Here is a 26,987-nt window from a genome sequence, read left to right on the forward strand (position 1 = left end):
CTAATTTACTCTCTAAATTAATTCACAAAATTCCGTAAGGACACCTTGTGTACTCTTTGGATGGACAAAGGCAATGCGTTTATTTTGTCCGCCGCTTCGTGGGGCCTCATCAATTAATTGATAGCCTGCTTGGCGCGCACGCGCGATCCAATGTTCGACATTTTGTACGCGATATGCGATGTGATGGATACCAGGTCCCTTTGCTGCGAGATAACGCGCAATAGGTCCATCTTCTGAAGTCGATTCAAGCAGTTCGATATGCACGTCACCAACTTCTACAAAGATCGCGTGCACATTTTGATCTTCAATCGTTTCTTCGTGGATTACTGTAAATCCCAGCAGATTCTCATACAAAGACAAAGCTTCTTTCATATTGCGTACAGCAATACCAATGTGATCAATCTGCGAAGGAGTTTCAAAGGGTTCATCCCATGTTTTAGGTTTTACATGCGCGCGAATATAGTTTGCCATATCAGAGATCGTGCTGCCAGGTGTAAAAACTTCAGCAATACCAAGCGCTTTTAATTGCCGTACGTCATCAGGCGGGATGACCCCTCCCCCAATGACGAGAACATCGTGAATTCCTCGTTGTTTGAGCTCATTGACTACTGCTGGAAATAAAGCCATATGCGCACCTGACAACGACGAAAGGCCAATACAATCGACATCTTCTTGTATGGCTGTTTGCACAATTTGTTCTACAGTCTGGCGCAGCCCAGTATAAATGACTTCCATCCCCGCATCGCGCAGCCCCTGAGCGACAATGAGTGCACCGCGATCATGACCATCAAGTCCAGGTTTAGCCACGAGGATGCGAATCGGTCGTTCCACAACGATTTCCCCCATCCTTATTCGTTTAGAAGTGCTCAGGTGTGTACTCGCCAAAGACATCGCGTAATACATCACAAATTTCTCCTAATGTTGCATAGGCACGCACGGCCTGAATCATATGAGGCATAAGATTGTCAGTCCCATTTGCCGCTTGTCGTAACTCATCTAGTGTTTGTTGCACAAATTTTGCATCGCGTTTCGCGCGAACAGCGCGAATGCGTTCCTGCGCTTCCACCTCTAAATGAGGATCAATTTTATGCAGCGTTGGTTCCTTTTCTGATTCAATAGTAAATGCATTAACTCCCACTACGAGATCTTCTTTACGCTCAATTTTCAGTTGTGTTTCATAGGCAGCCGCCTGAATTTCGCGCTGCATGTAGCCTTTTTCAACGGCCGCTACAGCTCCGCCCATTTTTTGAATCCCATCCATATAGACAAGAACCTGGCGCTCAATTTCATCTGTCAAAGCCTCCACATAATAGGAACCGCCTAACGGATCGACAGTATCGGCCACACCACTTTCATAAGCCAAAATTTGCTGAGTCCGCAATGCAATGCGCGCAGATTCTTCTGTCGGCAACGCGAGTGCCTCATCTCGTGAATTTGTGTGCAAACTTTGCGTGCCACCTAAGACAGCGGCTAACGCTTGCACAGTCACGCGCACGATGTTGTTGTCCGGTTGTTGGGCAGTTAGTGTCGAACCGCCTGTCTGAGTATGAAAACGCAATTGCCATGATTTAGGGTTTTGTGCATGATAGTCTTCGCGCATGATTTTGGCCCATATACGGCGAGCGGCGCGAAATTTAGCGATTTCTTCAAAGAAATGATTATGTGCATTAAAAAAGAACGACAAGCGCGGCGCAAAATCATCGATTTTCAGCCCAGCCGAGAGTGCAGCGTCGACATACGCACGAGCATTTGCGAGCGTAAAGGCGATTTCTTGAACGGCTGTACTCCCCGCTTCGCGCATATGATAGCCACTAATACTAATCGTGTTAAAATTCGGCACATGTTTTGCGCAAAAAGCAAAAATATCCGTGATCAATCGCATAGATGCTTCTGGTGGATAAATATAGGTTCCGCGTGCTACATATTCTTTTAAAATGTCGTTTTGAATCGTGCCTGAGAGTTTCTCCATGGGAACACCTTGCTTCTCTCCGACTACGATGTACATCGCTAAAAGCACAGCAGCGGGTGCGTTAATCGTCATCGAAGTACTTACTTGATCCAAGGGAATTTGATCAAATAGCGTTTCCATATCTTCGAGCGACGAAATAGAGACCCCGACTTTTCCAACCTCACCGCGTGCAAACGGATGATCACAGTCATACCCGATTTGAGTAGGCAAATCAAATGCCGTGGACAACCCAGTTTGTCCCTGAGCGAGTAGATAACGAAAGCGCGCATTTGTCTGTTTGGCGTCACCAAAGCCTGCATACTGGCGCATGGTCCAAAGTCGTCCGCGATACATCGTGGGTTGTACCCCGCGCGTAAACGGATACATTCCTGGGTCGCCAAGTTTCTCTCTATATGTATCAGCTGTTGGAGCAAATGATGGGTCATAAACCCTTTTTACTGGAATCCCAGAAGATGTGGTAAACTCTTCTTTTCGCTCTTTGTGTTCTTTTGAATTAGCCATGCTCTGGTCACCTCATTGATTCCATCTGCACTTAGTATAGCATAATCAGTCATCTCAACTCTGTGTGATCGAGTTCACGAAGTCCTTCAACAAAAGCTGTGACTAGGGGATCTGTGCTGTGCGATTGGTGCCAAACGGCTAAAAAATTGCGCTTGGCGGCTTTTGATTCAATAGGGACAAAAGCAAGTTGACGCAGGGTAACTTCATGACGCACAGCCCATTTGGACATGACAGAAATGCCATAGCCAGATTCAACAAGTGCCTTTAGCGCTTGTGGATTATTGGTTTCTAGATAGATAGAAAAATCACGCAGTGACAATCCTTCTAATCGGAGCGCCGTTTCAAAGACCGAACGTGTCCCTGAACCGCTTTCGCGGATTAATAATCGATCGTTTTGTAATGCAGTTAAAGAAATTTTTGTGTGATGGGCCAGAGAATGCCAGGTCGGCATCACAACGCCTAGTTCATCTGTCAAAAATGGTTCTTGGATCAACCGCGTATCGTAAAGTGGCGCCTCAACAAGTCCGAGTGATAACTCACCTGTAGCAACTTCCCTGCCGATATCATCCGTGTTGCCTGTGATCAATTTAACTTTTACGTGAGGTCGCACGGAGCGAAAACGCTGTAGTGCCGTAGGTACAACATACTCCGCAATCGTCATGCTAGCCCCAATAGTCAGTGTCCCCGCTAAGCGATCAGTCGCATCTGCCACAAGATCAAAAGACTCTTCAATTTGGCTGACGATACGTGTTGCTTGCTCGTATAAAAGACGTCCTGCTTCGGTCAAACTAATTCCGCGATGACGTCTTAGAAATAAAGGTGTTCGATAAAGAACTTCTAATTGCTTTATCTGTTGGCTCACAGCGGGTTGGGACAAACGCAACTTGACGGCTGCTTTGGAAATACTTTGCTCATCAGCAACAGCGAGAAACGTTTTCCACGGTTCAAAGGGATTCATAAAAACCTCCGAGAGCGTGTTTGATATAAAAATTATTTATGACAGCTATTTTGAGGTTGCGATCAGATGCGCTCATTTATTCGATATAGTAGCAGTAACATCTTTCTTACTATATCACAGGAGGTTATAACATGACGTCGATTGCAAAACAAATCGGCACGAATTGGTTCACCGTCGTCATGGGTGTAGGCATCATGGGGGGACTTACATACACTTCCCCGATGGCTTTCCCTGACCACGATCAAATCGGTATTCTTGCCTTCTTACTAGGTTCTTTGCTGCTTGTCGTCGCACTTATTTTATGGACCACGCGATGGATCATGCATACTCAAGATGCACTGCACGATTTTTTAGATCCGACTCGCGCATTATTTTACGGCGCTCTCGCTATGGCTGTGAATGTAATCGGCAACGATTTCTTTTTAGTAGGTACGCATATTTTCCCGCGTGAAATGGCGATCCACATCAGTCAAGGGTTATGGCTAGCCGGGGTATTTGTCAGTTTATTTTCCGTGATTGCGATCCCTTATCTCATGTTTACGCAACACGAAATCGCACCAGAGGATGCTGTAGGAAGTTGGTTAATTCCTGTCGTACCACCGATTGTAGCGGCAGCAGATGGTGCAAATATACTCCCTTACTGGGGGAATAAAGGACTGGATATGGGAATGACCGCATTTGATCTCACGCTTTTTGGCATGACATTTTTCCTCTTCCTCATGATCAGTGCGTTATTCTACATGCGACTCATGTATCATCGTGTCGTTCCAGGGCACTTAGCACCCAGTGTATGGATTGAAATCGGACCAATTGGAATGGCAATGGGCACACTTGCAACGATTCCGTTGACTGCACATGCATTCTTGCCTTCATTTATTCCGGGACTTCGCTCCATCGGACTCATTGGCGCTACAGCACTCTGGGGTACGGGAGTTTGGTGGTCGATTATCGCAACACTCTATTCTTTGATGCATCTTTCCAAACGCGGCGAAGGAATTCCTTATTCTTTAGGATGGTGGAGTTATGTGTTCCCTCTTGGCAGTTTTACAGCAGGAACTTATGCGTTATATCATTTGACCGATTTAAAACTATTTTTTATCGCAGCTTTTGTCCAACTTCTTGTGTTAGCGGGTTGCTTTGTGATAGTCAGTTTAGGTACTCTAAAAGGGATCATGGATGGCACGTTGCTGGCTTGGCGTCCACACCATCACCATCGAGGTGTTCGCGAAGCGAAAACCTCCTAAGATGAAGGACGGGTAGTCGTGCAATCACAATAAAGGAGTGACGTAAGTTATGAATCGTCCCAAAATTACTGTTGTAGGTTCTGGAAATGTCGGCGCCACAGTCGCACATTATCTAGCCCTGAAGGAACTCGGCGACATTGTCATCACTGACATTGTCGAAGGAGTTCCGCAAGGCAAGGCGCTCGATTTACAAGAAGCAGCTCCCATCGAAGGATACGACAGTCTGATTACGGGCGCAAACTCGTATGAAGAAACCGCTGGTTCTGACGTTGTCGTCATAACAGCTGGCATTGCAAGAAAGCCTGGAATGAGCCGCGATGACCTGACAGATACCAACGTAAAAGTCATTCGTTCAGTCGTAAAAGAAGTCGCTAAATATTCTCCTAATGCCCACCTGGTGCTCGTTACGAATCCATCAGATGTGATGGCGCAAGTTGCTTATAAAGAAAGCGGTTTTGCACCAGAAAAAATCATCGGCCTTGGCGGTGTTCTGGATGCTGCACGGTTTCGAACATTTCTTGCACTTGAATTAGGCGTATCTTTTGAAGATGTGACAGCCTTTGTACTTGGTGGACATGGCGATGACATGGTTCCGCTCACGCGCTATTCATTTGTCAGCGGCATTCCTGTAGAGACTTTATTAGATAAAGCAACTCTCGATCGCATCGTTCAGCGTACACGGCAAGGTGGCGCAGAGATTGTCAACTACCTAAAAACAGGTAGTGCCTACTATGCTCCGGGTGCATCAATTGTACAAATGGTTGAGGCGATTATCAAAGATAAACGGCGCATTATGCCCTGCTCTGCATATACTCGAGGCGAATATGGAGTCAGTGATATTTTCCTTGGTGTACCCGTGATGCTTGGTAAAAATGGGGTCGAGAAAATCTATGAAATTGAACTTACTGCAGAAGAAAAAGCGGCATTACATAAGTCAGCTGACGGTGTGCGCCGCGTATTGAGCCAACTGTAAAATTTTATTTCTGCAGACTTCGTTCTTATATTCACAAAGGGGCCGTCCCAAAGGTAGTTTTTCTACTGGGATCGCCCCCTTTTTCTCGTGTTTTACAGTTTTTCTTTAATGTATTTAAAACTAACTGTATACTCTCGTTATGGACAGATTAGTGACGATAGGCGAAGCCTCAAAAGTACTTGGAGTATCCATCACGACACTCCGTCGTTGGGAAAAAGAAGGACGTTTGCAACCGGATGATATTACTCCTTGAGGCCATCGCCGAGTTGACAATGCGAAGAAGCCATAAGATTGCGCTTGATTCGAATCACAAGCGAGCCTCGATTCGTCGGCAACGGAACGCCATCAAGCACATGATGACCACCATTTGTATGTTAAAGCATGCAACGCCAAAGAGAGCCTAGCTATACGGAGGAATACGAAACTTGAGTGATCTAAAAATGGCCTTGTCGGTGCATTCATGCCATGTAAAGCACGCGCGCCGACAAAGCCATTTTTATTTTTTGATCCATACTTTCCTTCGCTGCGAAGCTAACTTGAAGGTGAAGTTGCACGTTTAGCCGTGCGTTTTTCAATGGGTGTAGAATCAATCATACCTGATGACCCTTCAGGTACTACGTAGGCATCAGGGTGCGGTTTTAGCACGCGCAGCATCCAGATCGGGCGATAGAGTCCACCGGGTCCTGGTGCTGGACGTGTAAGCTGCAACCAACGCTCGAATACTTCGTACGCTTTTTTTGTATCAATTTCAATCTCTCCATAGTGCGTCCCTGTCCGAACCTTTTCAATGTGCACGCGCTGATGCCAGCAATTCATTCCACTGATTGGGTCTGGCTGTACCGGGAAGATGGCATTTTGATGTACACCACCGTCTGACCACCAGATGCGCTCAGAGTCTTTGTCAGCACTCTTAAAGGGAGCAGGTCCATGAATTTGTTTCATTTGCCATTTCCCTTTTGTCACTTGTCGAATCGTGACAAGTGAACTACTCCAGCGATCACTGCCCGTCGCTTCGTGCAAGCGCCAACGTCCTAGATGATGAGAACAAGCGATGACGCCTGGGCGAATCCCTTCAGTAACCCATACTTTATCTACAATCGAGCCAATTTCCGTACTGATCTTCACTTCGTCTCCTGTTTTTACTTGCAATCGTTCGGCGTCAACAGGATGTACCCAAATAGGATTCGCGTGGGCAATTTCATGAAGCCATTTGGCACCATTGGTCCGCGTATGAATCAGCATGGGCAGTCGGAACGTAGGTAGCAGAATATATTCATTGTGAGCAAAGTCAATCGTCTTAAAATGTACTTGGCTGACGATGTGAGGCATCCGCTTACGTTCTACTTCATTTCGTGGGTAGATAGGAATCGCGTACTCAGGCCATCCCCAATCGCGCAATGTTGTTGAAAAGAATTCTAACTTTCCAGAAGGTGTTGGAAATCCTTTGACTGCGCGATCATTGACAACAATACCGGCCCGCACTTTGCCACTTGAATTTTTAAAAGGGCCCGCTACTGGAACATGATTGGCCGTGTGCGGCGCTTGGTCTACCCAGACTCCCGCTTCATGTGTCGCTACATTTTCGCCATGTTCTCCTTCAGGGACAATGGTTGCCTTTTGCAAAATGTCAATGTCCACTGGTTTGCGATTTAGTCCATAAACATCTTTTGTGACTTCAAAGGCTCCGTACTTTTGCATATATGCAAGTGGAGTTAGCCCTTCAGCAGCGGCAGCTTCAGGAAGACCGGGAACTGCGTTTTCAAAGATCCACTGATAATACTCTAAAACTGTGATTTTTTCCCCGGGACGATAAGGAGACTCAAAGTATTTTCGTATCCCCATAGAACCATCGGGATCAATACGCCAAGACAACTCGATCCAGAATTCATTTTCTTCCCAAACTTCCCCAGGATTAGCATCTCGTGTATCACGAATCTTTTCTCCGTGCCGTTCTTTTGAAACTCGTAAGACCGGCTGACGAAATCCAATCCACTGAGAGGCTTGTGTCTCATAGCTGTGCAAATCGTGCCGCTCTGGCGCAAGGCCCATGGGCAATACATAATCTGAGAACTGCGAGGTTTCTGACCACACAGGGGATAAAGTCACGTGACAGCCTACCCGGTCAGGTTCCTTGAACATTTCGATCCAATTGAATCCATCAGGAAAGGTCCACACTGGATTCATGACGCGAGTAAAATATACCTCTAAGCGTTTATTGCGTTTCTTCAAAATATGTGGCAGACAAAAGCTCATTTCAAAGAAAGAGAGTGGATATTCGCGCGGCCAATGATTTTCATTCCACACCCTCAGCGGCGCAGGAGCAGAATGGCGCGCTGGAACAAACTTCACCCACGAGTTTGGCAATGTGCTTCCTGGTTCACCAATTGCACCCATTAGTACGTTTAGAAAGTGTAGGGAACGCGTGATCATCCAGCCACCGAGATGACCAGCAGCTGCGTTGCGCCAAACATTGGAGGCAAATGCCGTGCCTGCGCGAACAATTTCGTCGGCGATCTGGCGAATCATTTCTGCAGAAACGCCACTTTCTTCCTCCGCCCATTCGGGAGTATACTCTTTGTAGATTTGTTTGAGTGTACTAATAAAATTATCAAACCCTTGACCTTTTGGAACTTTTGCTAAAAATCCGCGATCCTGTAAGCTCGCTAAATATTCGCGATCCTGCATGAATTCCTTCCAGTTCACCCAATCATGCAAAAATTCGCGGTTATAGCGATCCGTTTGAATGATTTCATTTGCGATTGCCAACAACAAAGAAGTTTCGGTCCCTGGCCACGGGGACAGCCAATAGTCTGCTTTTGAAGCTGTATTTGATAACCGCGTGTCGATAACCGCAATTTTCGTCCCTTTTTGTTGGGCCTCAATAATGCGCTGCGCGTTCGGGTTGAAATAGTGCCCCGATTCTAAATGCGCACTCATCATGAGGATAAATCGAGAGTTTGCATAATCTGGAGATGGGCGATCATAACCCATCCAAAACGCATAGCCAGCTCTTCCTCCAGCAGAACATACATTCGTATGAGAAGATAAGCCGTCAATCCCCCAACATTTGAGAACACGCTCTGTATATTCATCTTCTCCAGGACGACCCACGTGATACACGACTTCATCTTGTTTCCCTGCAAGTAGACTCTTTCGAATGCGCGCAGCAATGTCATTTAATGCCTCATCCCAAGTCGTGCGTTCCCATTTTCCGTCCCCGCGTTCACCTACACGTTTTAACGGATAGAGAATACGCTCAGGATTTGTCACCTGATTGATCGTGGCTGGTCCTTTCGCACAATTTCGCCCACGACTTCCTGGGTGTAGCGGGTGTCCTTCAAGTTTTCGAATCTCACCTGTGTCTTTGTCGATGTATGCAAGCAATCCGCACGCTGCTTCACAATTGAAGCACACAGTTGGAATCAGTTCATAGCGATGATATTTTTTTCTCGGCCAGGCTTTGGCATCTAATTCCTTCCAATCATCCCATTTCGCAGGATCTGGGTGCGTTTGTAAATGGCCATAGCCCTCGATGCTCTTTAACTGCTCTTCTCGTGTCGCCATCGTATTTCCTCCTAACTAAGTGGGATGGATTGTCCTGCCTGAACGTATGCATGTTCATAGGCTAGCAATCCAATCAAAGCAAGCGCACTGCTAAGCGCGATAAACGCGACTGTGCTTGTAAAGATTGCAACGAGCAGCGGGATGAGCGTTCCAAGGATCAATCCCGTCCAATAAAAGCTGCTGTATTTGCCAAATACCATTTGATGAGCTGCTCGTTTTGCCCCATGGAGAGAATGTGGGATGACAGAATCGCTGACGATGAGCACAAGGTGTGTTGCCAATCCGACCAGCAGTGTAATATGCACAATGTGGAGAGCTGCACTCGACAACGGGAAAATAAGGCCAAGTAATGAATAGGCTGCTGCCCCAGCGAGTGTCGCTTGCGAAAAAAGATGCAGAGGTAAGGTTGGATTTTGCCACAAATCGCGACCTCGCGCTTGAGCAAATAAAAATGCTGTGTAAATTGCTGTCAATCCACCGAAAATGAGGCCAAATAGCGAGAGTGTGATGCCTCCTGATACGCCGAGAATGCCTAAAATAAACTGCGCTAGGAGTACGACACTATAAATCGCGATGATAAAGGAACCGCGAACAAGCCAAGATTTCCACTGCGGCCGCGTGAAGATACGGATAAAACGTGCTGGATGTTCAAGATCTTTAATCAATAAAACCCCTGTAATCCCCAGAAACACACCGCCCACAACCGCATTTGTGATATTCCAAAAAGGATCGAGGATTTGTCCGAAAAAGGAAAGCATAGAAAATACAATAAAGACACCTGCGGAAATGGATTTCGTCCAAGTATATAATGAAACTTCCCAATGCCAGGGAGAGTTGTGAGGAACATCATACGCGAGTCGAGCACTTGCTACGCGATGTTTTTTGGGATGATGCTTTTCATCAAGTACGGGGTAACCTTCAGTTTGATTCGAGTACATATGGTGTTTTTCATACGTGGCTTTTGCAGGATTTAAAGTGTAATCGCTTGCACCGATGTAGTAAACTTTTGGTTCTGTCCCTTTTTCGGGTTTCCGCACATCGGCTTTTTTACGCGCGATGAGTTGGAACACCTCGCTGTTGTGGTCATTGAGATTCCCGACTACAATGGCCTCTACTGGACAGACAACAACGCAAGCCGGCTCAAGTCCTTGATCGATACGATGTGCACAAAAGTTGCATTTTTCAGCACTGTGTGAGTCAGGACTGATCTGGATCGCGTCGTAAGGACAAGCAGCGATACAAGCTTTGCAACCGATACAGACTTCGCGGTCAAAATCGACGATCCCATCTGGTCGCTTAAACATCGCCGTGACTGGACAAATGGGAACACAGGGAGCCTCATCACACTGGTTGCAACGAGTAATTTGAAATTGTCGACTAACTTGCGGATAGGTTCCTACCTCCACTTGCTTGACATACGTGCGATTGATTGCAAGTGGCACAAGATGCTCAGATTTACAAGCAACTGTACAGGCATGACAACCGATACAGGTTTCCTGATTGATCACTTTCCCCCAACGCACAGGCGGCGTCTCAATGTGCGGGAGAACTTCAAGTTCAATCATGGCCAGACCTCCTAACGCGTTCGTGATGAAACTAGCGTAACATTAGATCTGGTCTGGAAGGTAATGCAAATGTTGCATAGGGGCATTCAGTGAGCACCCTATGCAACACCACTAGATTACAAGTTTTTCAATGCTTTGCGAAACCGTTCGACGGCTACCTTGGGAAATCGTTCTTTTCGTTCAATGAGATAAAGCTGACGAGTGATTGTAAAGTCTTGAATAGGAATTTCAACGAGAGTCTGCAATGCACACTCTCGTTCGATGGTCAATCGTGATAAAAAGGCAACGCCAAAGCCAGCCTCAATTGCGGACTTAATCGCCTGCGTACTCCCTAATTCCATGGTTCGATCCAGTAGTGATAAGATCCCGATGCGTTCAAACGCCTGTTCTGTCACTTGGCGTGTTCCCGAACCTTCTTCACGCCACAATAAAACTTGCGAAGTTAGCGCTTGCAAAGGAATCGGCTTGTTTTGCGCAAATGGGTGTGTCGGATTGCAGACAAGGACAATCTCATCTGTTTTCCATGGAATGACTTCGATTTCTTCTGTCGTTATGATTCCTTCGACAAGCCCGATGTCGATGCGATGACGGATCAAATCAAGTACGACTTCGCTTGTATTGGAAACCCGCATTTTCACGTCGATATGTGGTTCTATTTTTATAAATTGTCCAAGGATCGCAGGTAATAAATATTCACCAATGGACATCGTCGCGCCAACTGCGAGTGTTCCGCCAGAACAGCGCAGTGCAGCGAGCTCTTCTTTTGCGCGGCTGTGGCAGGATAGTAAATCGAGTGTATACGGATAAAGTGCTTTGCCAAATGGAGTTAAGGTGAGCCCGTTGGCACCACGTTCCAGCAAAAGGCCCCCATATTCATCTTCTAAGGCTTGTAAATGACGACTCGCCGTAGACTGTGTCATGTGTAGAATCTGAGCAGCTTTTGTAATGCTCCCGTATTGCACAGTGGCTCGGAAGACTTCATGACTTTCTAGATGCACATGCGTCGCCCCCTTCACGAGCTTCTCTTGAAGCAAGTCAAGCCCACTGCGTCGCTAGCACTTTACGTGTCCATCACATTGTAACTTCGCGCAGTAAGTGCGCTAGGCGTTCAATGACTGCTCCTTGCGTTTGATTTCCATCGAGAGTTTCTTTGGTGCGCAAAATGAATGAAGTAAGTTTTTCAGCTAATGTCTCTTCCTCTTCTTTTGGAAATAGTAAGGTGACCTCATGCTCCTGATCGAGTGGTGAATTGCCATAGCGAATTTTCAACATATCCGGACGCCAAGTAAGCAGTGTATACCAAACATCCACTTCTTGTTCAGGGTTGGTGGGAAGACTTTCTGGAAGATATACTTCGATCGCCTGTTCCGCAACAAATAAATATAAAATGAGGCAAGGCTGTTCATCGAGTGTACCTAAACCAAATGCAAGTTCCGAGATAAATTGCAGGGGGCGTGGAAAAACAAGAGCAAGTTCTGGATTTTCGTCCCATAACGTAATGGCTCCGTCTGTTTGACCAAGCGCCAAAGGGATGATCTGCATCGTGTATGCCTTCTTTCTTGATCGTCGTTTATTAATCACGAATAGGTGGAATAGCGAGTAATGTGGTAAGTGCCAGTCTCTGTTTGTAAAGTTGCCTCATAGAAAAATGTATAGATTGTCTGCTTTTGTTCTGTTTCTTGTACCCAAATATCGAGTGCGAGCAACTCGTCTGACCGCGGCTGATATCCCTCGAATCGTTCACTCTGACTGGGCTCCCAAAGAAAATAAGCGCGGGCCATTTTTAACTCGGATCGAGGCAATTCATAAAAATACGCTTCCGTTTCTCCGGGAGGAGAGACAAAAATCCCACGTGTAAATAGATGAATTTCAACGGATGTAGTAGAAACTTGTGCAACATTCACCTCAGGTTGAATCATATAGCCGTGAAATCTTTTGATATCTTCCTCACGCTGCATGAAAAACGCAAGCCATTCACCATATCCCCTGTCGGTTTGGAGATCGAATTCTATGAATGCCGCCTCTGAATTCACAATCTTTTCCGTACTCGATAACCGTGGGACGAAGGGCATAAATAAAACACCTTCTTTCTTTACTTATGACATGAGTATAACAAAATCATGTAGGAATCGCGTCAAATAACGCGCATTTCCTGACAATTTTTCATCCTTGTGCAAGTGGGCTATAATAGAGAGAAATGAAGAAGTGTAGGAGGCTTTTATCATGGCCGACATGCGTCATCGAGATGGGAAATTAAAAATCATGCATACGATCATTGGCGATTTTGCACAGACATTACGCAAAGTGGCTCAGTTAGACGAGATTGAAGCGATTTTGACTGGAACGATCGCACCTTCAAAAAGTTATCAGGAATCATTGACATTTCAATATTTCACGGATAATGGAATCAAGTTGCTAGCAAAAACGACAACTGCAGTGCAAGAAATCTTTCTTGTCACTGCGCATCCAGAATTAGTGTTAGATGAACTAATTAAATCTGGTTTCGTCGCACAGGAACGATCCGACGTACACCATAATCACCCGCGCAAAAAACGACAACATGGACATAAGGATGATATGCGCACCCTTGCACAAGATCAGGAAAAAGATGCAACAACCACGCGGCCTAATACCCGCAAACCACTTAAGCCATCTGGCAACCTAGTGAAGGAAGCTGCATCTGATCCTCCTACTTTGCGACAAATTCTTAATCAGGAGACGTTATCAGCTCTTCTCAAATTAAAATCTGATATGCAATCTCCCCCTTCAACCCCTCCTTTAAACAATGGGCAAGTTCCTAAAAATAGCACAAATAAAAGTCGCCAAACGCCAGCGTCGTCCTCCTCAAAAGGAGATGCGGACGAAGATTTTGCCGCATTGTTTGCACCACAAGATGAGGAGGAGTCTTTTGCAGAACTTTTTCAGAAATCAAAGTTAGATCCCAAATTTTTTAAATAAGCATAGCAAAGCGAGCGGGAAGACTCGTGAAAAGAACTTCCCCACTCGCTTTGTTTTATTTTTAACAATTCGTCTGTTGCGCAAGTACTGTGCGCAACTCCTCAAGTTGAATGATCGGTTTACGACAGGCAAACGCTTCACAGAAATAGACAGTAGATTGACCATTTTGCGGCTCTTGATCTGCCGTATAAGGACAACTATTCGCTAGTTGCATTCGATTTTCAGTTGTTCGCACTAGAGTTATACTTTGTGGCAAGTATTGTACTGCTAGGAAGTCAAGAAACGGTCGAGCATCCGTAAGTGTGGGTGCGGCAATCACAATCTCTTGTGTTTTGTAAAGGCTCAACTGTAACCCCATTAAAAACTGTGCATATCCACTTGGATATTCCTGCACTTGATCATAGAAAGCGTGGATCTGTCCAAGAGCAAGATCTTCCCATTCTTTTTGGCCAGTCATCAACGTAAGCTTTTGCAAAACGTAAAAAGCAATCGAGTTGCCTGAAGGCAGTGCCCCGTCATAAAGTTCTTTAGGCCTCGTTAAAAGTTTTTCCCCATCACTTCCATAAAAGAAAAATCCACCTTGTATTTCATCGTAGAAAAGGCGCCGGGCTTCGCGCATCCAATGCATGCTGCGCTGTACATGTGCAAAGTCATACGTCGCATCATAAAGTTCGAGTTCTGCCCATGCTAAATACACATAGTCTTCTAAGTAAGCCAGGTGTTTAGTTTCATGATCACGATAACGTGCCATTAAACGCCCATCGGGACGAATGAGCACATCATCGATAAATTGACGCGCACGAAGAGCCACATCTAACCATGTTGCTTCTTTTAAAATCCTTGCTCCTTTCGCAAATGCGCTGATCATCAGCGCGTTCCACGAGGTGAGTACCTTATCGTCTTTGTGTGGATGTACACGTTGTTCACGATAAGCGAACACTTTTTGCCGATTGCGTTCTAACTCCTGTGCATGAGATAAAGATGAGCTAGCGTATTCACGGAAAGCAGAGGAGATCATCCATTCCTCTTTAGGCGTATTGAGTAGATTAGGAATACTGCCTTCTTCAAAATTCCCTTGCACTGTAATCCCGAAATGGCGGCAGAAAGACTCTGCTTGTTCTTTCCCTAAAAGAGATTCCAGTTCGCGAGGCGAAAACACGTAAAACTTTCCCTCAATTCCTTCTGAGTCCGCATCGATTGCAGAGTAAAATCCGCCTTCGGCACTCGTCATTTCACGTGTGACAAAGGTAAAAATGTGACGAGCAATCTGGGCAAACAGTTCATTTCCGGTCACTTGAAATGCTTCTAAATAGGCGTGTGCAAGCATGGCATTGTCATATAACATTTTTTCAAAATGTGGAACCAGCCATTTTGCATCGGTCGAATAACGAGCAAATCCATAGCCAATATGATCCCAAATTCCACCTGCATACATGTTTTCAAGTGTTGTTGTGACCATTTCGAGCGCCTGTTTTTCATGAGTGATCGCATAATGGCGTAATAAAAAGAGCAAATTGTGCGCAGATGGAAACTTTGGCGCCTGACCAAATCCCCCATATTGGGCATCGAATGATCTCACAAATTGTGCATATGCCTGTTCAATCACAGTTCGCTCAGGCATTGGTTGACCTTTTTCAGTACTTGCAGAGGAATTTAACTTTTCTACAAGATCAGATGCAATTTCCAACGCTTTTTCGCGTTCGTTTGTCCAAATGTCATGCAATCGAGGCAAAAGATCAAGCAATCCAGCGCGTCCATAGCGCCGTTCACGCGGAAAATAGGTTCCCGCGAAAAAGGGTTCCTTATCAGGCGTCATAACAATCGTAAGCGGCCATCCGCCTTGTCCTGTCATGGCCTGACATACTCCCATATAAATTTGATCAATATCTGGTCGCTCTTCTCGATCTACCTTGATCGCGATAAAATGTTCGTTTAAGATCGCTGCGACTTTTTCATCTTCAAATGATTCTTGTTCCATGACATGACACCAGTGACAGGTCGATAAACTACTCCACTTTCAGCGTATACAGCTACTCGTAGCCCCGCAGGGCTACGAGTAGCCGATGGAGAGGAATACAGCTTTGCTTTCGCGAGCGGCTTTTTGGAATGCCTCCGGGCCCCAGGGGTACCAGTCGACTGGGTTGTGGGCGTGTTGCAAGAGGTAGGGGGATTTCTCGTGGATCAGGCGGTTGGTGTGTTTGTGACTCGCAGCGTCGTTGGACATGGTCATCTTCCTCCCTGGGATTCGTTCTCATGAAAGTCAGTTTGCCCGAGTGCATCGAGATGCACTCTGTCGAGACAGCAAACGGGATTTTCTCAGGATCATTCTACCCCCCGGCATCCGCGCGCGCATGTCGCGCATGTCGCCCACTTGCGCTCTCGTGCTCTCGTGCTTCCAATAGGCGCACGCCCACGCCACGATCATGGCACCGTCTTATCACGATCATGGCACCCAAACCGCTCGTGCAACGTGTACTCTGAGTTTGCCCCGTCATCCGCACGGCTCCCGTGCTTAGGCTCAGCTTCCCCGCTTACTCCGTCACATCACATACAGGAGGTATCGCCATGTCCTCACTCATAGACGCGTCCATTGGCGGGCGTGTCTGCGCGCCAGCTTCCCCCATCGACCCTGCGCCCGCGATGACCATCGTGTTTCAGCACCGGAACCTCGTCCTAAGAGTGACCAGTAACAAACCCTCCGCTGCTGCCGTGGAGAGCTTCCGGAGCGCCTTGTATCCACTCGTCAAGAGACTCGCTGATCCCACCAAGTTGACCCGGTGAACGGTCTCCCTCCTATCGCCCACGGGCGGTTTCAAGAGGATACCCCCTCACTGCGTCAGCAACTATCCCGCGGTCTCTCCATTCGTTGCCGTTGACTCGTTCATCATCCAGAGCCAAGCTGAACAGACGCTAGGCCGTTCCTATATTCATGTCACACATCGAGTGGAAACCGTCATGGAACCAAAGAAAATCTACGAAGTGGCCATCTATCTGCGCAAGAGTCGCGATGATTCGGACGACGAGGAAGACGTTTTGCTCAAACACGAAACCGCCCTCACCGATCTCGCTCGCCAAAACACTTGGCACTATGTGATCTACCGGGAAATCGGCAGTTCCGACAGCATTGAATTCCGACCCGAATTCAAACGCCTGCTCAGCGACGTCGAAAACGACTTTTACGATGCGGTCGTCGTAATCGACTATGACCGCCTCAGCCGGAGCGACAAGGAGGACCGCGCACGGATCGAGAAAATTCTCAAGCGCTCCCACACGGTCGTGGTCACGCCGATACGTGTCTATGACTTGAACGACGAGGACCAGGAACTCATGACCGACATCGAAGGCGTGTTCGCCAGGTATGAGTACCGGATGATCAAGAAGCGGTTCCAGCGGGGCAAGAAGATTGGCGCTCGGTTGGGGCACTGGACAAACGGTCAGGCCCCCTTCCCCTACGTATACAACGCGGATGTCCACAGCCTGCAGGTTGACCCTGCAAAACTCCAAACCTATCGTTTCATCAAAGATCAAATTTTAAGCGGTGAAACCTGCAGCGCGGTCTGCGCAGAACTCAACCGACGCGCGCACTGCGGGTGCAAAGGTTCGAGGCGTTCAAATCCGCGTGGGAAAAACGTATCGAGGTCAAGGAGAGAAATCGACTCGCGAAACTGCTGATTGAACGCATTGACTATACGCGAGGCCCCGATGGCATTGATGTTCGTGTCCAATTTCGGTAACCTCAGTTGCTAAGTGTCCGCGCGTCCAGTCGGATCCACATATCGTTCTTGTGGATCTGACTGGACGCGCGAGTATACAGTAGAACCTTATAAAACCGCAGTGTAATCGTATCATTATTCAGTTTGGAGATAGCTTCCTTCTGCCGTATTCGCCCCCTTATGTTCAAGTAGAGTCAATGCTAGATTGGCATTAAAATAGCAGGTCTCACATTTCACGAGACCCGCCAGCGTAAGATTTTCTCTTCTGTTTATTTCGTAACCGTTCATGTTGTACCGTTCCAAGTACTTTGCAAGCCCACTCGTTTGAGCATTTGCATCACATACCAGATAAACATGTAGGTGGCCTGCGCCATACCTTCTTCCTGAAATGTCCCGTACATTCTTGATGCTTCCGTTCCACAACACCTATCGCTTGTACAAATGTCGAACGTCCAAGATAATGGTCTCTTGTGACGTCGTGCCTTGTGCATGCGTCACTTTGTTTGTCATCTAATGCACACCTCGCGTGTCTGGCGTGCCGGACAGTACATGTGTCGTTTGATTTAATCTAGCCTCATTGGAAGGGTTCCGGGCACCGGCCACGTATACGATGTTGGTGGTCGTTTGCTTGTAGATGAATATTTGTCAACGAGTAGAGCATAGACGCAATCTGTTCTTGCCCAGTAATCACTTCCGTGTTGCTTTTCATAGCTACAATGAAACCTAACTGGACTCCTAACCGGTGTCCAGTTTTACAGGTTCACTATGTCGTTTAATTCTCTTGAATGTGTTTTTCACTCATTTCACATTATTGCATTCGTCCGTCTAAAGAATTTTATACACAGTGCTATTCTTCACCTTCCCACCATATCAATGATGGGAAGGGTAAAGGTGAAGAATTATATGACGGAAATAGAACTGTGTGAATACATGATTTTTGGATTATCTGTAGGTATTTCATTAGTCTATCTTTTGGTACCCATCTTTGCTTTACGACCACGCCAGGAGTCTCCATCATCAGACTTGACGAAAAATGTTGGAATATCACTACTAATACCGTGTTTTAACGAAGAAACGACGGTCGAGACAACTATCGAAGGACTGCGACAATTAAACTACAGCAATTTTGAAGTTATATTTATCAATGACGGTTCTGAAGATGACACATTCATTCAGTTACAAAACTTACTTAAATTAATACGTTGTGATCGTGTAGAAACTGCGTCGCTCCCCCACGCCGAAATTCGTGGCATATACGAGAGCCAAGTATTCAGCAATATAACAGTAATAGATAAGTTAAATGGAGGAAAAGCCGATAGTCTAAATACCGCCATCTGTTATGCACAGAAGGAAATCGTAGTGTCACTAGATGCGGATTCTGTGCTGGCGCCTGACGCACTTACACAAGCATCTAAAGGTATGAGTAATAAAAATGTGATTGCAGGTGGAGGATTTGTACGAGTCTTGCAAGGATCATCTCCGCAATGCCTTACGAAATACAGTTTTAAGCTCCCGTTCATCTTGAAACTTCAAACGCTTGAATATTTGCGCGGTTTCTTTCTCTACAAGGCCGTGATGGGATCCATCAATGGCATTTTGGTCATTCCGGGAGTATTTGGTTTATTCCGTCGAGATGTGATGATAGAAGTTGGAGGTTATACGAAGACAATTGGAGAGGATATGGACATCACACTCAAATTTCATGAATGGGGGGTACCCAGAGGACACCGTATAGAGTTCTTTCCCGAAAGTATTTGTTACACAGAATGTCCTGAAAATTGGAAGGATTTATATAACCAGCGGATTCGTTGGCAAAAAAGTCTCGTGGACTGCGTCAAATTACACTGGAAACCTCTAGTTTTACACCCATCCTGGGTAACGTTTGTCCTTCTATTAGACAGCGGATTTGTCAACACGTTTGGTCCGTTCTCTACGTTAGGGATTATTATGTGGGCCCTTCTTTGGATACACAAAGTCAATTTAACGCATTTCACCATTATAGTTTGGGTTCTAGTCGGACTTTTACAAACTATAAGTGCTTTATACATTAACAGACGCTTTGGTGCAAGATACTCCACCAAAGACGCAGCACGAATATTTGTTATGTGTCTATTAGAAATTCTGTATCGTCTTTGGAACCTGTATGTTATCGTCATTGGAACGTTGGGGTATTTCTACAATAGAAATTCTTGGAACAAGGTTCAGCGAACCGGTCGCAAATACTATTCAACAGCACGGGACAAGGACAACGAAGCAGTCATAGGGGAGTAGTTAATCATGCGCCACATTTCTTGGATGCCTCTCTTATTAGTTACCGTTTGCAGCGGATTATTGGCTTCAATGATGCTAGTTAAAACATCTGTTCTAGAAAATTCTTCGACACAATCTGTAAAGCCACACACAAAAATAAACGTCGGAAAATCTCGCACAGATAGTACTAGTACAACACCCAATGTTTGGAATGAATGGAATACGGGACATGTTTTTAATGACGAATTGGAATACTACACGCCCGAGGCCGTTACATTCAAAGGGCAAGGTCTAACGATAACAGCGTCAAAGGAAAAAATGGGAGCGAAGAATTTTGTCTCTGGTAGGATTGACGAAAAGGATCATCCATTTGAGTATGGTGATATTGTTGCAATTATGAAGCTTCCCACGGGTACAGGCATGTTTCCTGCATTATGGCTTCGACCCGCGAACGGTGGCATTCTTCCGGAAATAGATATCATGGAGAACATTGGTCGTGATCCTAACGTGATTGTTCCAGCCTATCATGAAACCTCCGGGGGAGACATATTCACTCGTTATTATCTAATAAACCCAAATCAATTTCACACGTATACTCTGATCTGGCAACCGCATCTACTAGAGTGGTCAATTGACGGACATGTCATTCTGAAGGTTACAAAAAACATACCCCATCAACCGATGTATGCTACGATAAATCTGGCTATTGGTGGAACGTGGCCTCACAACCCTACCAATCAAACAAAGTTTCCTCAAGCGTTTGTAATTAGGCGCATCATTATTTATCCAGATAAAGGTCCATCCATTGTAGGAAACAAGTTGGTGAAATCAACTTGATACTAGGTCAAGGTGGGTCACAGCCAGCAGAAAATGTCTGAAGATTATGTGTACCTAAAACTCATCATCCCATTACACGGAGCTAAGACCAATAATGACGTTTCCAGAGAAGTCAGACCACAATTCCCATTAATTTACTGTGAGCAATTCTGAGTTACACTATTCAGTTAACCTCTCTCAATGACACCTACTCTCCATACTGGTATTAGGTTGAAATTGATATTAAGTCAAGAAAGTAGACACGATAAACAGAGAAAATCGTTCATTTTAAATCGATGGTTAAGGTCGATCCCACCTTCTGTGGTTTCACACAGTATTCATTTTTAAAAATCTTCCGATTCAGATGTCAAGGAGCAAAAAGCGTACCTTGGCATCCTCACCACGTTCTTCACTAGGGAGCCCGCGCTTCGTACATCATTTCATAGTGACGCGGTGATACGCAGGTAATATCTTACATGTACACTTGTCCGAGACGCTCAGCAATAAACGTTTGATGTAACCGATTATCATGTACCGGATGATCATGGCTTGAATTTGTCGTCGCCTTGTATTTGCGTACAATTCGGCTTCGCAGTTGATTTTCTCGCATGATCGATGCGACCGTTTTCTGAGCAACACGTTCACCCTGACGGTTAAGAAGACGCGTGATTTTAGGGCTACCATAAAACTTTCTTGACGATTCAAAGATTTGAACAATACGTTGAGTCAATCGTTTTTTTCGCTTGATTCGTTCGCTCTTGGATCTTTTCAAATACGGATAGAAACCGCTTCGTGACACGTTGAATACGTTGCACATCTTCTCGACCGGAAATTTGGAGCGGTTTTCTTTGATAAAGCAATACGTTATCTCCGGTCGTTTATAAAGATGCGCATGGCCTTTTTTAAAATCGCATTCTCCTCTCACAAATCATGGTTTTCTCGCTCCAGTTCACGGAACGCTTGTGCATCAGGTTTTAGATGCCCACTTCCGACAAATGGCGAGACAGGATCTTCCTTGTAATGTTGAACCCATCCATGCATCGTCTTTGGCGAAATGCCTAAATCACGCGCGACTTGGGACGCCGACTTGCCTTGCTGTTTCACCATTTGGACCGCGTTTAACTTGAAATCTCGAGCAAAGGGTTTTGGCACGATCATCCCCTCGAATGATTTTGTTTTACATTCTCAGTTCGCCATGTCTACTTTTATAGCCTAACATCACAATTAGACTTTTGGACGGTGAAGTGTTTATCAATGTCTGCTGCTGAGGTGTTTACATACCGAAACCGAATCAGTGATTATGAGAATGACTAAGGGATGGCCCCTTTGTAATTATACTGAATTTTTCTGATTTATATGGAGTTTCTCAAAAACTCCTTGACCTGTGCACGTGAGCCTCCTCGAAGTCGTTCTACCTCACGTTGGATTTTCTCAATTTCCCCTTGTCTCGTTTTCCACCAGTTACGGCTCCATACTCGATAAATAGACCACCCCTGCTGTTCTAGGAACCGCTGCCGATACAAATCGCGTTCACGAGCTACGCGAGATGAGTGATACATCGCCCCGTCACATTCGACACCCAGTATGAAACACTCGGGATCATCCGGGTGGACAATCGCCAAATCAATACGATACCCAGAAAAGCCAACTTGGGTCTGTACCGTATACCCCAAATTCCTAAGAGCCGTAGCAACTTCTTCTTCAAATGCGCTGTCGTAAATGGAGACATTTTCGATTGATTGGACAGCTGTCGCGTCCAGAATTTTTTCCAATACCATATCCACTCGTCTCTCATCACCATCGGATATTGCTTTAGCGTACTCAAGGTAGCGTTTAAGCAACTTCGGTCCCCTTGAATATGTCTCGACACGTGTCCATTCACTTGGTTCAAACGAACAAACAATATACACTTTCAGTCTTGCACGTGTAATTGCAACGTTTAATCGATTTTCCCCCATATCTTGTGACAACGTTCCGAACTGACTCACCATCTTCCCGTCTTGGTCTTTCGCGTAAGCCACGGAGAACAAGATAATATCACGTTCATCACCCTGTACGTTCTCAATGTTTTTCACGAACAATCCGACGAACTGGTCGCCTTCTTTGCGTGTCCGTGCTTGCTCAATCAAATTATGAAGCGCTGGATCATCGTGTCCACGGTTATCTAAAACATCATTAATGAGCTCCGCCTGGTTACTATTGAATGTAATGATTCCTAGCGTTGGATTAGATTCGTCATGTTGCAAAATATCGACTACAAGGTCTGCGATACGTTCTGCTTCTTCCTGGTTTCTCTGACCGATCCACTTACCATTAACGCGAATAAACTCAATTGGTTTTTCTTTGCCAAATCCAACAATCGGAGCTGTCTGCATCCGCTTGCCGTAAAATGCGTAATTAGAGAAATGAATCAGAGCATCATTTGCCGAGCGGTAGTGCCATGTGAGCCATTGGTCCGCCATATTCGACTTACTCCAGTCCAGCAAATGTGATGCCTTTCTGTGATTATCTCGCACAAACTCTTCGTCCTCGTCCTCAGATTCATCATCGTCAGAGATACGAAACAGATTTGTGGGTGGCAGCTGCTTTTCATCACCAGCGACAACTACTTGCTTTCCGCGATAAATCGCAGGAATAGCGTTCTCAACTGGACACTGTGATGCTTCATCAAAAATGACCAAATCAAAAAGTCCGCTCTCCACTGGAAAAATGGCACTGACAGCTTCGGGTGTACATAGCCAGCAAGGCACAAGCTTTAATACGTCTGACGTATAGTCCCTTAAGACCTTTCGAAGCGGCTTAATTTGGCGTTTTTTACTCGCTTCGTGTTTAAGCGTGGTTCTCACCTGTCCGCGCACATTTGAAACTTCTAACGCCAGCTGACGGTCAATCCACTCTGGTACCAACCGGCGTTTTTCCCTGAGTAGCGAACTGTATCGACTGCGCCATTGCTCAAATAGTTCCGTCGATACATCTGACATGTGTTTGTCGGTCGCTTCAACGGTGTCAATCCAAGTATGGAGGAAGCTGTTTTCAATGATTTCGTTCCACAGTTCAGACGCGCTAGGCGTAGATTCAAGTGGTGCCTTTTCCCGACAACGTTCTATCAACTTCTGGTTTATTCCATCAAGGTTTTCTTTCATCTGATCGAGTCGCTGTAGACTGTCAAAATTCCTCGCACCCTCTGCAAGTTCCGCAAAACGAGAGACATGAAAAATACCCTGATCCACCATTTCGCGTAGTTCTGAAACTGTATCGTCGGACAGGTACTGTTTCAAGATCTGAAGATCCTGGCTGATTCGTTCCGAAAGGTCAACTATTTCTAGGAGCGATTCGACCAGCGTCGTAAATTGACCATTCGCTAACTTGTCTAGATCCTCTTTTGTAACCAAATCAGGTAACCATTTGTCAAAGCAGCCCTGCGCCTCAACGTATTTGTCTAAGAACTCCATTGCGTGCTGCTTTTGACGGTTCCACTCTTCCCAGGTATCAACGTCATTCACTACCGGTACATCCGAGTAAAAATGTAATTTCGCGATGCGCTCACGAAGTGATTGGAAAATTAAATATGATTCGATCGACTGGCGATACTTCAAAACCGACTTACTGTCAAAAAGAACACCACTTTTCGTGCAGTACGTTTGAACTTCACGTTTTAGCACGTACCACGAGAAAGATACAAAGCGAGTGATCTTCTGTTGAAGCGCAAGAAAATCATCAATCTTCTTTGCCCAATCCTTAGCTTCGGTTTCTGACATATGCGTAATCGGCGCGCCGAGCTCTTGCGCACGTTTTAACTGTTGCGTGATCATCTGAAAGACTTGTTTGACGCGGGCAATTTGGTCTGAGTGCTCAAATTCCTTATCTTCATCGAAGTAGAACATATGAACGTGCTTGAAGAGGTTACTGCGTCCTAAGATTTGAACTGCTTGTTTTAGCCCGATTAGTGTTTCTCGGTTCTGAACCAGGTACTGCGGTGTATTTGGCAACTCGAATTGTATCCGAATTTCGTTGCCACGTTCAACCGCTACACAGAGCCTTTTGCTTACCTCTTCGAGCTCCATGTGATGTTGATTACCAAACTTTGCGAACGACTTTCTTCTCGCCCAAGCGTAATTGGCGTGGTCGAACTTTTGCATAAGTGCCAGTATTGAACGGATTTCGAGAAGACGTTTTTGCAGTTCTTCGTACGTCATGCCATTGGCCAAATCCGAAACCACGATCATCAAGTTTGGATCCCACTTTGCGTTTGCGTACAAATACCGAAGTGTCTTCCCAAATGGTCTATCGGCGTGCAAAGAATTCGCGATCGAATTAAGTTTGTCAGCCAATACATCCATTTCATTCGACAGTCTTTCTAGTTCGGTGATACCGGTTGAGATTTCTCGTTGCAAGATCGAACCAATTTTCCCATACACTGCAGCTTTATCTCTATGTACATCATGAACGAGAGTTACTTGATGATTTAAGTTAATGGAAGCCAACCGATTGTAGACGACTTCAAGCGCTACGGGCTTTTGACACACTACAAGAACCTTTTGCCCACGAGCGAGATGATCAGCCACCAAATTTACAATAACTTGTGACTTTCCAGTTCCCGGTGGTCCGTGCACAATCAAGCCATCGCGTTCACGAGATGCAATAACTGCAGCTTCCTGACTCGCATCAGTGTCCAAAACAAAATATGTTCCATACTCTTTCTGCTCATTGAGGATATCCGACTTCACTTCAGCAAGCTGACCTTCTGCAGGTTCTTCGTTTAAGAGTCGATACAACAACCCTTCAGATGGTGGATTTTTAAGAAGTTCTTCATAATCAACCAACAAATTACTTGTAGACTGTCGGAACTTTCCAAAGATCATATAGGGCTGAAGTTGAAGTGCCACTTTACCTGTAGGAATATCTTTGCTACTTAAGGATTTAAACGGAGCCAGTGTAGAAGAACTTGGGGAAAGTTTCAGCTTTGCTGCAGAAAATACCGACTGAACCCAAGCAAGAACATCCGCTGTCGGTATTTCCTCACCTACAGACTGAACGGCTTCGCCCAGATTTACCCCAAGGAACCGATTCAAAGCCAAATCCAGTACAGGGTTTAGGAATGGAGGATTTTCAGCATCCAGCTCAATAACCCAATGCGGGACACCCTGAACTTTCCTTTTCGCAATGTGTGCAGGATACAGAAGGATAGGGCTTCGATAAAAATCTTCGCCGACGGTACCTTCTAAAAAAGCATAGGCGACATGGAACGTGTTAGCCCCCGTCTCCTGCTCAATTAAGTCAATTTCGCGTTTGAGCGTTGTGAATTTTTGGTTCACAACGAAATCATCGTTTGACTGCCCAACTGCTGAAATCAATACGATTTGTGATTTTTGCATAATCACTTCTTCGGCGACGCGTATAGGATTATCTTTAGACTCCTCAGTTGCAAGTGAGAAGACGTCAGCATGATTTTTATTAGTCAGCTTTAACAAGCGAAGGCTTGTGTTCCGTTTTGTTAAATCTGTGAGCCGGTCTCGATACAGTTCTAAAAGATCTTGCACAAACTCACCCCTCTATGATCTAAACAAACTATCATAAATTTTGTATATTTTTAAATTAATTAGGAGTATGGCGAAAATGGGACATGACGACCAATTGGGAACCACAGTAAAGGTCCAGCAGAAGAACCTGTGAAAAGGTTCCAGAATTCAGTCAAAGAGACATGAGAAACATTTGGCAAAAAAACAATCGAGGAGGTGTAGTCTGATTCAAGAGATTGTTCCAATGTTTGCGGACGTCATCATAGCGCTTTCCATCAAGAATGAAGTGATGAGAGTGTTTTGGATTTACGGTAAATAAAATCACGTTCATAATTACAGTGTATTCAAGCCCCAGCGATTCCAAACAAGAACTTACCCGCTTTCGACTTTTTCTCATTTTCCCCCAAATCCTTAATTTACTACTCCAGATATAAGATTTCTGATCTAGCCAAACACGTAAATATACGCGGTCAACTTTAGTTAAATGACCAATGCTGTAGCCGCCCACGGTGTTTGTCAGTAGTTGGTTCACCGCCATTGGTGTTAGGAAGGAATTCAAACTTCATGCAATTCAATTGGCTATGGAGAGTGTGAAGCCAGCAAGCCAGGTCGCGCGTGAACTGGATGTATCTTTAAAGACGTTGTATGGCTGGATATCGAAGTTCATAGAGGATCCAACTACTCCGTTCGTTGGCGGCGGGAACCTTAGCCAGACGCAAAGGCTCTGCGGGACCTTGAGCGAGAGATTCGCGAACTACGAGAGGAGAACGCCATCTTAAAAAAGCGGCGCGCATCTGCTTGAACAACTGGAAGTAAGGTATGTTGATTGTCAAGGAAAACTGCCCTCCCTGATGCCTCGAACGGGGGAACTCAACTCACACGGAGCCAACTGTTTTTGTCAAGCATAAATTGAGCCACAGCGATCACGGTAAAAGTGAGCCACTTAGTGCGTGAGAG

18 protein-coding genes and 2 pseudogenes are annotated in these 26,987 nt (G+C 45.6%); 7 read left to right on the forward strand and 13 right to left on the reverse strand.

All coding sequences use genetic code 11. The features are described 5' to 3' along the window. Positions 1 to 12: 12 nt before the first annotated feature. Genes mce through BM613_RS10985 form a run of 3 tightly spaced genes read right to left on the reverse strand, consistent with a single transcriptional unit; the run spans position 13 to position 3,428 of the window. Positions 13 to 831: a methylmalonyl-CoA epimerase gene (gene mce / locus BM613_RS10975; RefSeq protein ID WP_245926363.1), complete on the reverse strand. Its 819-nt coding sequence runs from the start codon at positions 829 to 831 to the stop codon at positions 13 to 15. A 25-nt stretch (positions 832 to 856) separates the two neighbouring features. After that, entirely contained in the window at positions 857 to 2,470 is a 1,614-nt protein-coding gene (locus tag BM613_RS10980) for an acyl-CoA mutase large subunit family protein (protein WP_109431229.1), read from the reverse strand. Between the two features lie 49 nt (positions 2,471 to 2,519). Continuing rightward, on the reverse strand, positions 2,520 to 3,428 hold the full coding sequence (locus BM613_RS10985) for a LysR family transcriptional regulator (RefSeq protein ID WP_109431230.1): 909 nt from the start codon (positions 3,426 to 3,428) through the stop codon (positions 2,520 to 2,522). A gap of 131 nt (positions 3,429 to 3,559) precedes the next feature. On the opposite strand from BM613_RS10985, the gene BM613_RS10990 reads away from it, so the two are divergent. From BM613_RS10990 to BM613_RS11000, 3 genes and pseudogenes are all read left to right on the forward strand, one after another. After that, a complete protein-coding gene (locus tag BM613_RS10990; protein WP_109431231.1) occupies positions 3,560 to 4,672 on the forward strand; it encodes a TDT family transporter in 1,113 nt (370 codons plus the stop codon). 49 nt (positions 4,673 to 4,721) lie between these two features. Further along, entirely contained in the window at positions 4,722 to 5,645 is a 924-nt protein-coding gene (gene mdh / locus BM613_RS10995; protein ID WP_109431232.1) for a malate dehydrogenase, read from the forward strand. Positions 5,646 to 5,784: 139 nt separating this feature from the next. Then, a pseudogene (locus BM613_RS11000) lies at positions 5,785 to 5,892 on the forward strand (MerR family DNA-binding transcriptional regulator); the annotation flags it as partial. A 284-nt stretch (positions 5,893 to 6,176) separates the two neighbouring features. On the opposite strand, the gene BM613_RS11005 reads toward BM613_RS11000, so the two are convergent. From BM613_RS11005 to BM613_RS11025, 5 genes are all read right to left on the reverse strand, one after another. Then, positions 6,177 to 9,209 (reverse strand): molybdopterin dinucleotide binding domain-containing protein, encoded by a 3,033-nt coding sequence (locus BM613_RS11005; protein ID WP_109431233.1) that lies wholly within the window; start codon positions 9,207 to 9,209, stop codon positions 6,177 to 6,179. Positions 9,210 to 9,220: 11 nt separating this feature from the next. After that, positions 9,221 to 10,774, reverse strand: a complete 1,554-nt coding sequence (locus tag BM613_RS11010; RefSeq protein WP_109431234.1) for a 4Fe-4S dicluster domain-containing protein — start codon at positions 10,772 to 10,774, stop codon at positions 9,221 to 9,223. 116 nt (positions 10,775 to 10,890) lie between these two features. After that, on the reverse strand, positions 10,891 to 11,772 hold the full coding sequence (locus BM613_RS11015) for a LysR family transcriptional regulator (RefSeq protein WP_181363074.1): 882 nt from the start codon (positions 11,770 to 11,772) through the stop codon (positions 10,891 to 10,893). A gap of 73 nt (positions 11,773 to 11,845) precedes the next feature. Next, positions 11,846 to 12,316 carry a hypothetical protein gene (locus tag BM613_RS11020; RefSeq protein WP_109431236.1) on the reverse strand — a complete coding sequence of 157 codons (471 nt, stop codon included), beginning with the start codon at positions 12,314 to 12,316 and terminating at the stop codon, positions 11,846 to 11,848. Positions 12,317 to 12,351: 35 nt separating this feature from the next. Then, complete coding sequence (locus BM613_RS11025; RefSeq protein WP_109431237.1) at positions 12,352 to 12,846, reverse strand: hypothetical protein; 495 nt, start codon at positions 12,844 to 12,846, stop codon at positions 12,352 to 12,354. A 151-nt stretch (positions 12,847 to 12,997) separates the two neighbouring features. Between BM613_RS11025 and BM613_RS11030 the strand changes: the two genes are divergently transcribed. Continuing rightward, positions 12,998 to 13,732: a DUF2103 domain-containing protein gene (locus tag BM613_RS11030; protein WP_109431238.1), complete on the forward strand. Its 735-nt coding sequence runs from the start codon at positions 12,998 to 13,000 to the stop codon at positions 13,730 to 13,732. Between the two features lie 61 nt (positions 13,733 to 13,793). Here the strand turns inward: BM613_RS11030 and BM613_RS11035 are convergent. Continuing rightward, positions 13,794 to 15,962: pseudogene (locus BM613_RS11035) on the reverse strand (thioredoxin domain-containing protein). A 725-nt stretch (positions 15,963 to 16,687) separates the two neighbouring features. On the opposite strand from BM613_RS11035, the gene BM613_RS11050 reads away from it, so the two are divergent. The 3 genes from BM613_RS11050 to BM613_RS11060 all read left to right on the forward strand — a co-directional run bounded on the left by BM613_RS11050 (position 16,688) and on the right by BM613_RS11060 (position 20,532). Beyond that, positions 16,688 to 17,404: a recombinase family protein gene (locus BM613_RS11050; protein ID WP_109431242.1), complete on the forward strand. Its 717-nt coding sequence runs from the start codon at positions 16,688 to 16,690 to the stop codon at positions 17,402 to 17,404. A gap of 944 nt (positions 17,405 to 18,348) precedes the next feature. Continuing rightward, entirely contained in the window at positions 18,349 to 19,716 is a 1,368-nt protein-coding gene (locus BM613_RS11055; protein WP_181363075.1) for a glycosyltransferase family 2 protein, read from the forward strand. Positions 19,717 to 19,722: 6 nt separating this feature from the next. Further along, positions 19,723 to 20,532 (forward strand): glycoside hydrolase family 16 protein, encoded by an 810-nt coding sequence (locus BM613_RS11060; RefSeq protein WP_109431244.1) that lies wholly within the window; start codon positions 19,723 to 19,725, stop codon positions 20,530 to 20,532. Between the two features lie 451 nt (positions 20,533 to 20,983). Here the strand turns inward: BM613_RS11060 and BM613_RS11065 are convergent, their stop codons facing one another. The 4 genes from BM613_RS11065 to BM613_RS15565 all read right to left on the reverse strand — a co-directional run bounded on the left by BM613_RS11065 (position 20,984) and on the right by BM613_RS15565 (position 26,863). Continuing rightward, positions 20,984 to 21,283 (reverse strand): IS3 family transposase, encoded by a 300-nt coding sequence (locus BM613_RS11065; RefSeq protein ID WP_181363076.1) that lies wholly within the window; start codon positions 21,281 to 21,283, stop codon positions 20,984 to 20,986. Between the two features lie 149 nt (positions 21,284 to 21,432). Beyond that, complete coding sequence (locus tag BM613_RS11070) at positions 21,433 to 21,663, reverse strand: transposase (protein ID WP_181363077.1); 231 nt, start codon at positions 21,661 to 21,663, stop codon at positions 21,433 to 21,435. A gap of 200 nt (positions 21,664 to 21,863) precedes the next feature. After that, positions 21,864 to 26,051 (reverse strand): AAA domain-containing protein, encoded by a 4,188-nt coding sequence (locus tag BM613_RS11075; RefSeq protein ID WP_109431247.1) that lies wholly within the window; start codon positions 26,049 to 26,051, stop codon positions 21,864 to 21,866. A 611-nt stretch (positions 26,052 to 26,662) separates the two neighbouring features. Then, on the reverse strand, positions 26,663 to 26,863 hold the full coding sequence (locus BM613_RS15565) for a hypothetical protein (RefSeq protein WP_245926364.1): 201 nt from the start codon (positions 26,861 to 26,863) through the stop codon (positions 26,663 to 26,665). Positions 26,864 to 26,987: the final 124 nt, after the last annotated feature.

Origin of the sequence: Sulfoacidibacillus thermotolerans, assembly GCF_003144315.1 — a bacterium.
In the GTDB taxonomy this organism is placed as follows: domain Bacteria; phylum Bacillota; class Bacilli; order Alicyclobacillales; family SLC66; genus Sulfoacidibacillus; species Sulfoacidibacillus thermotolerans.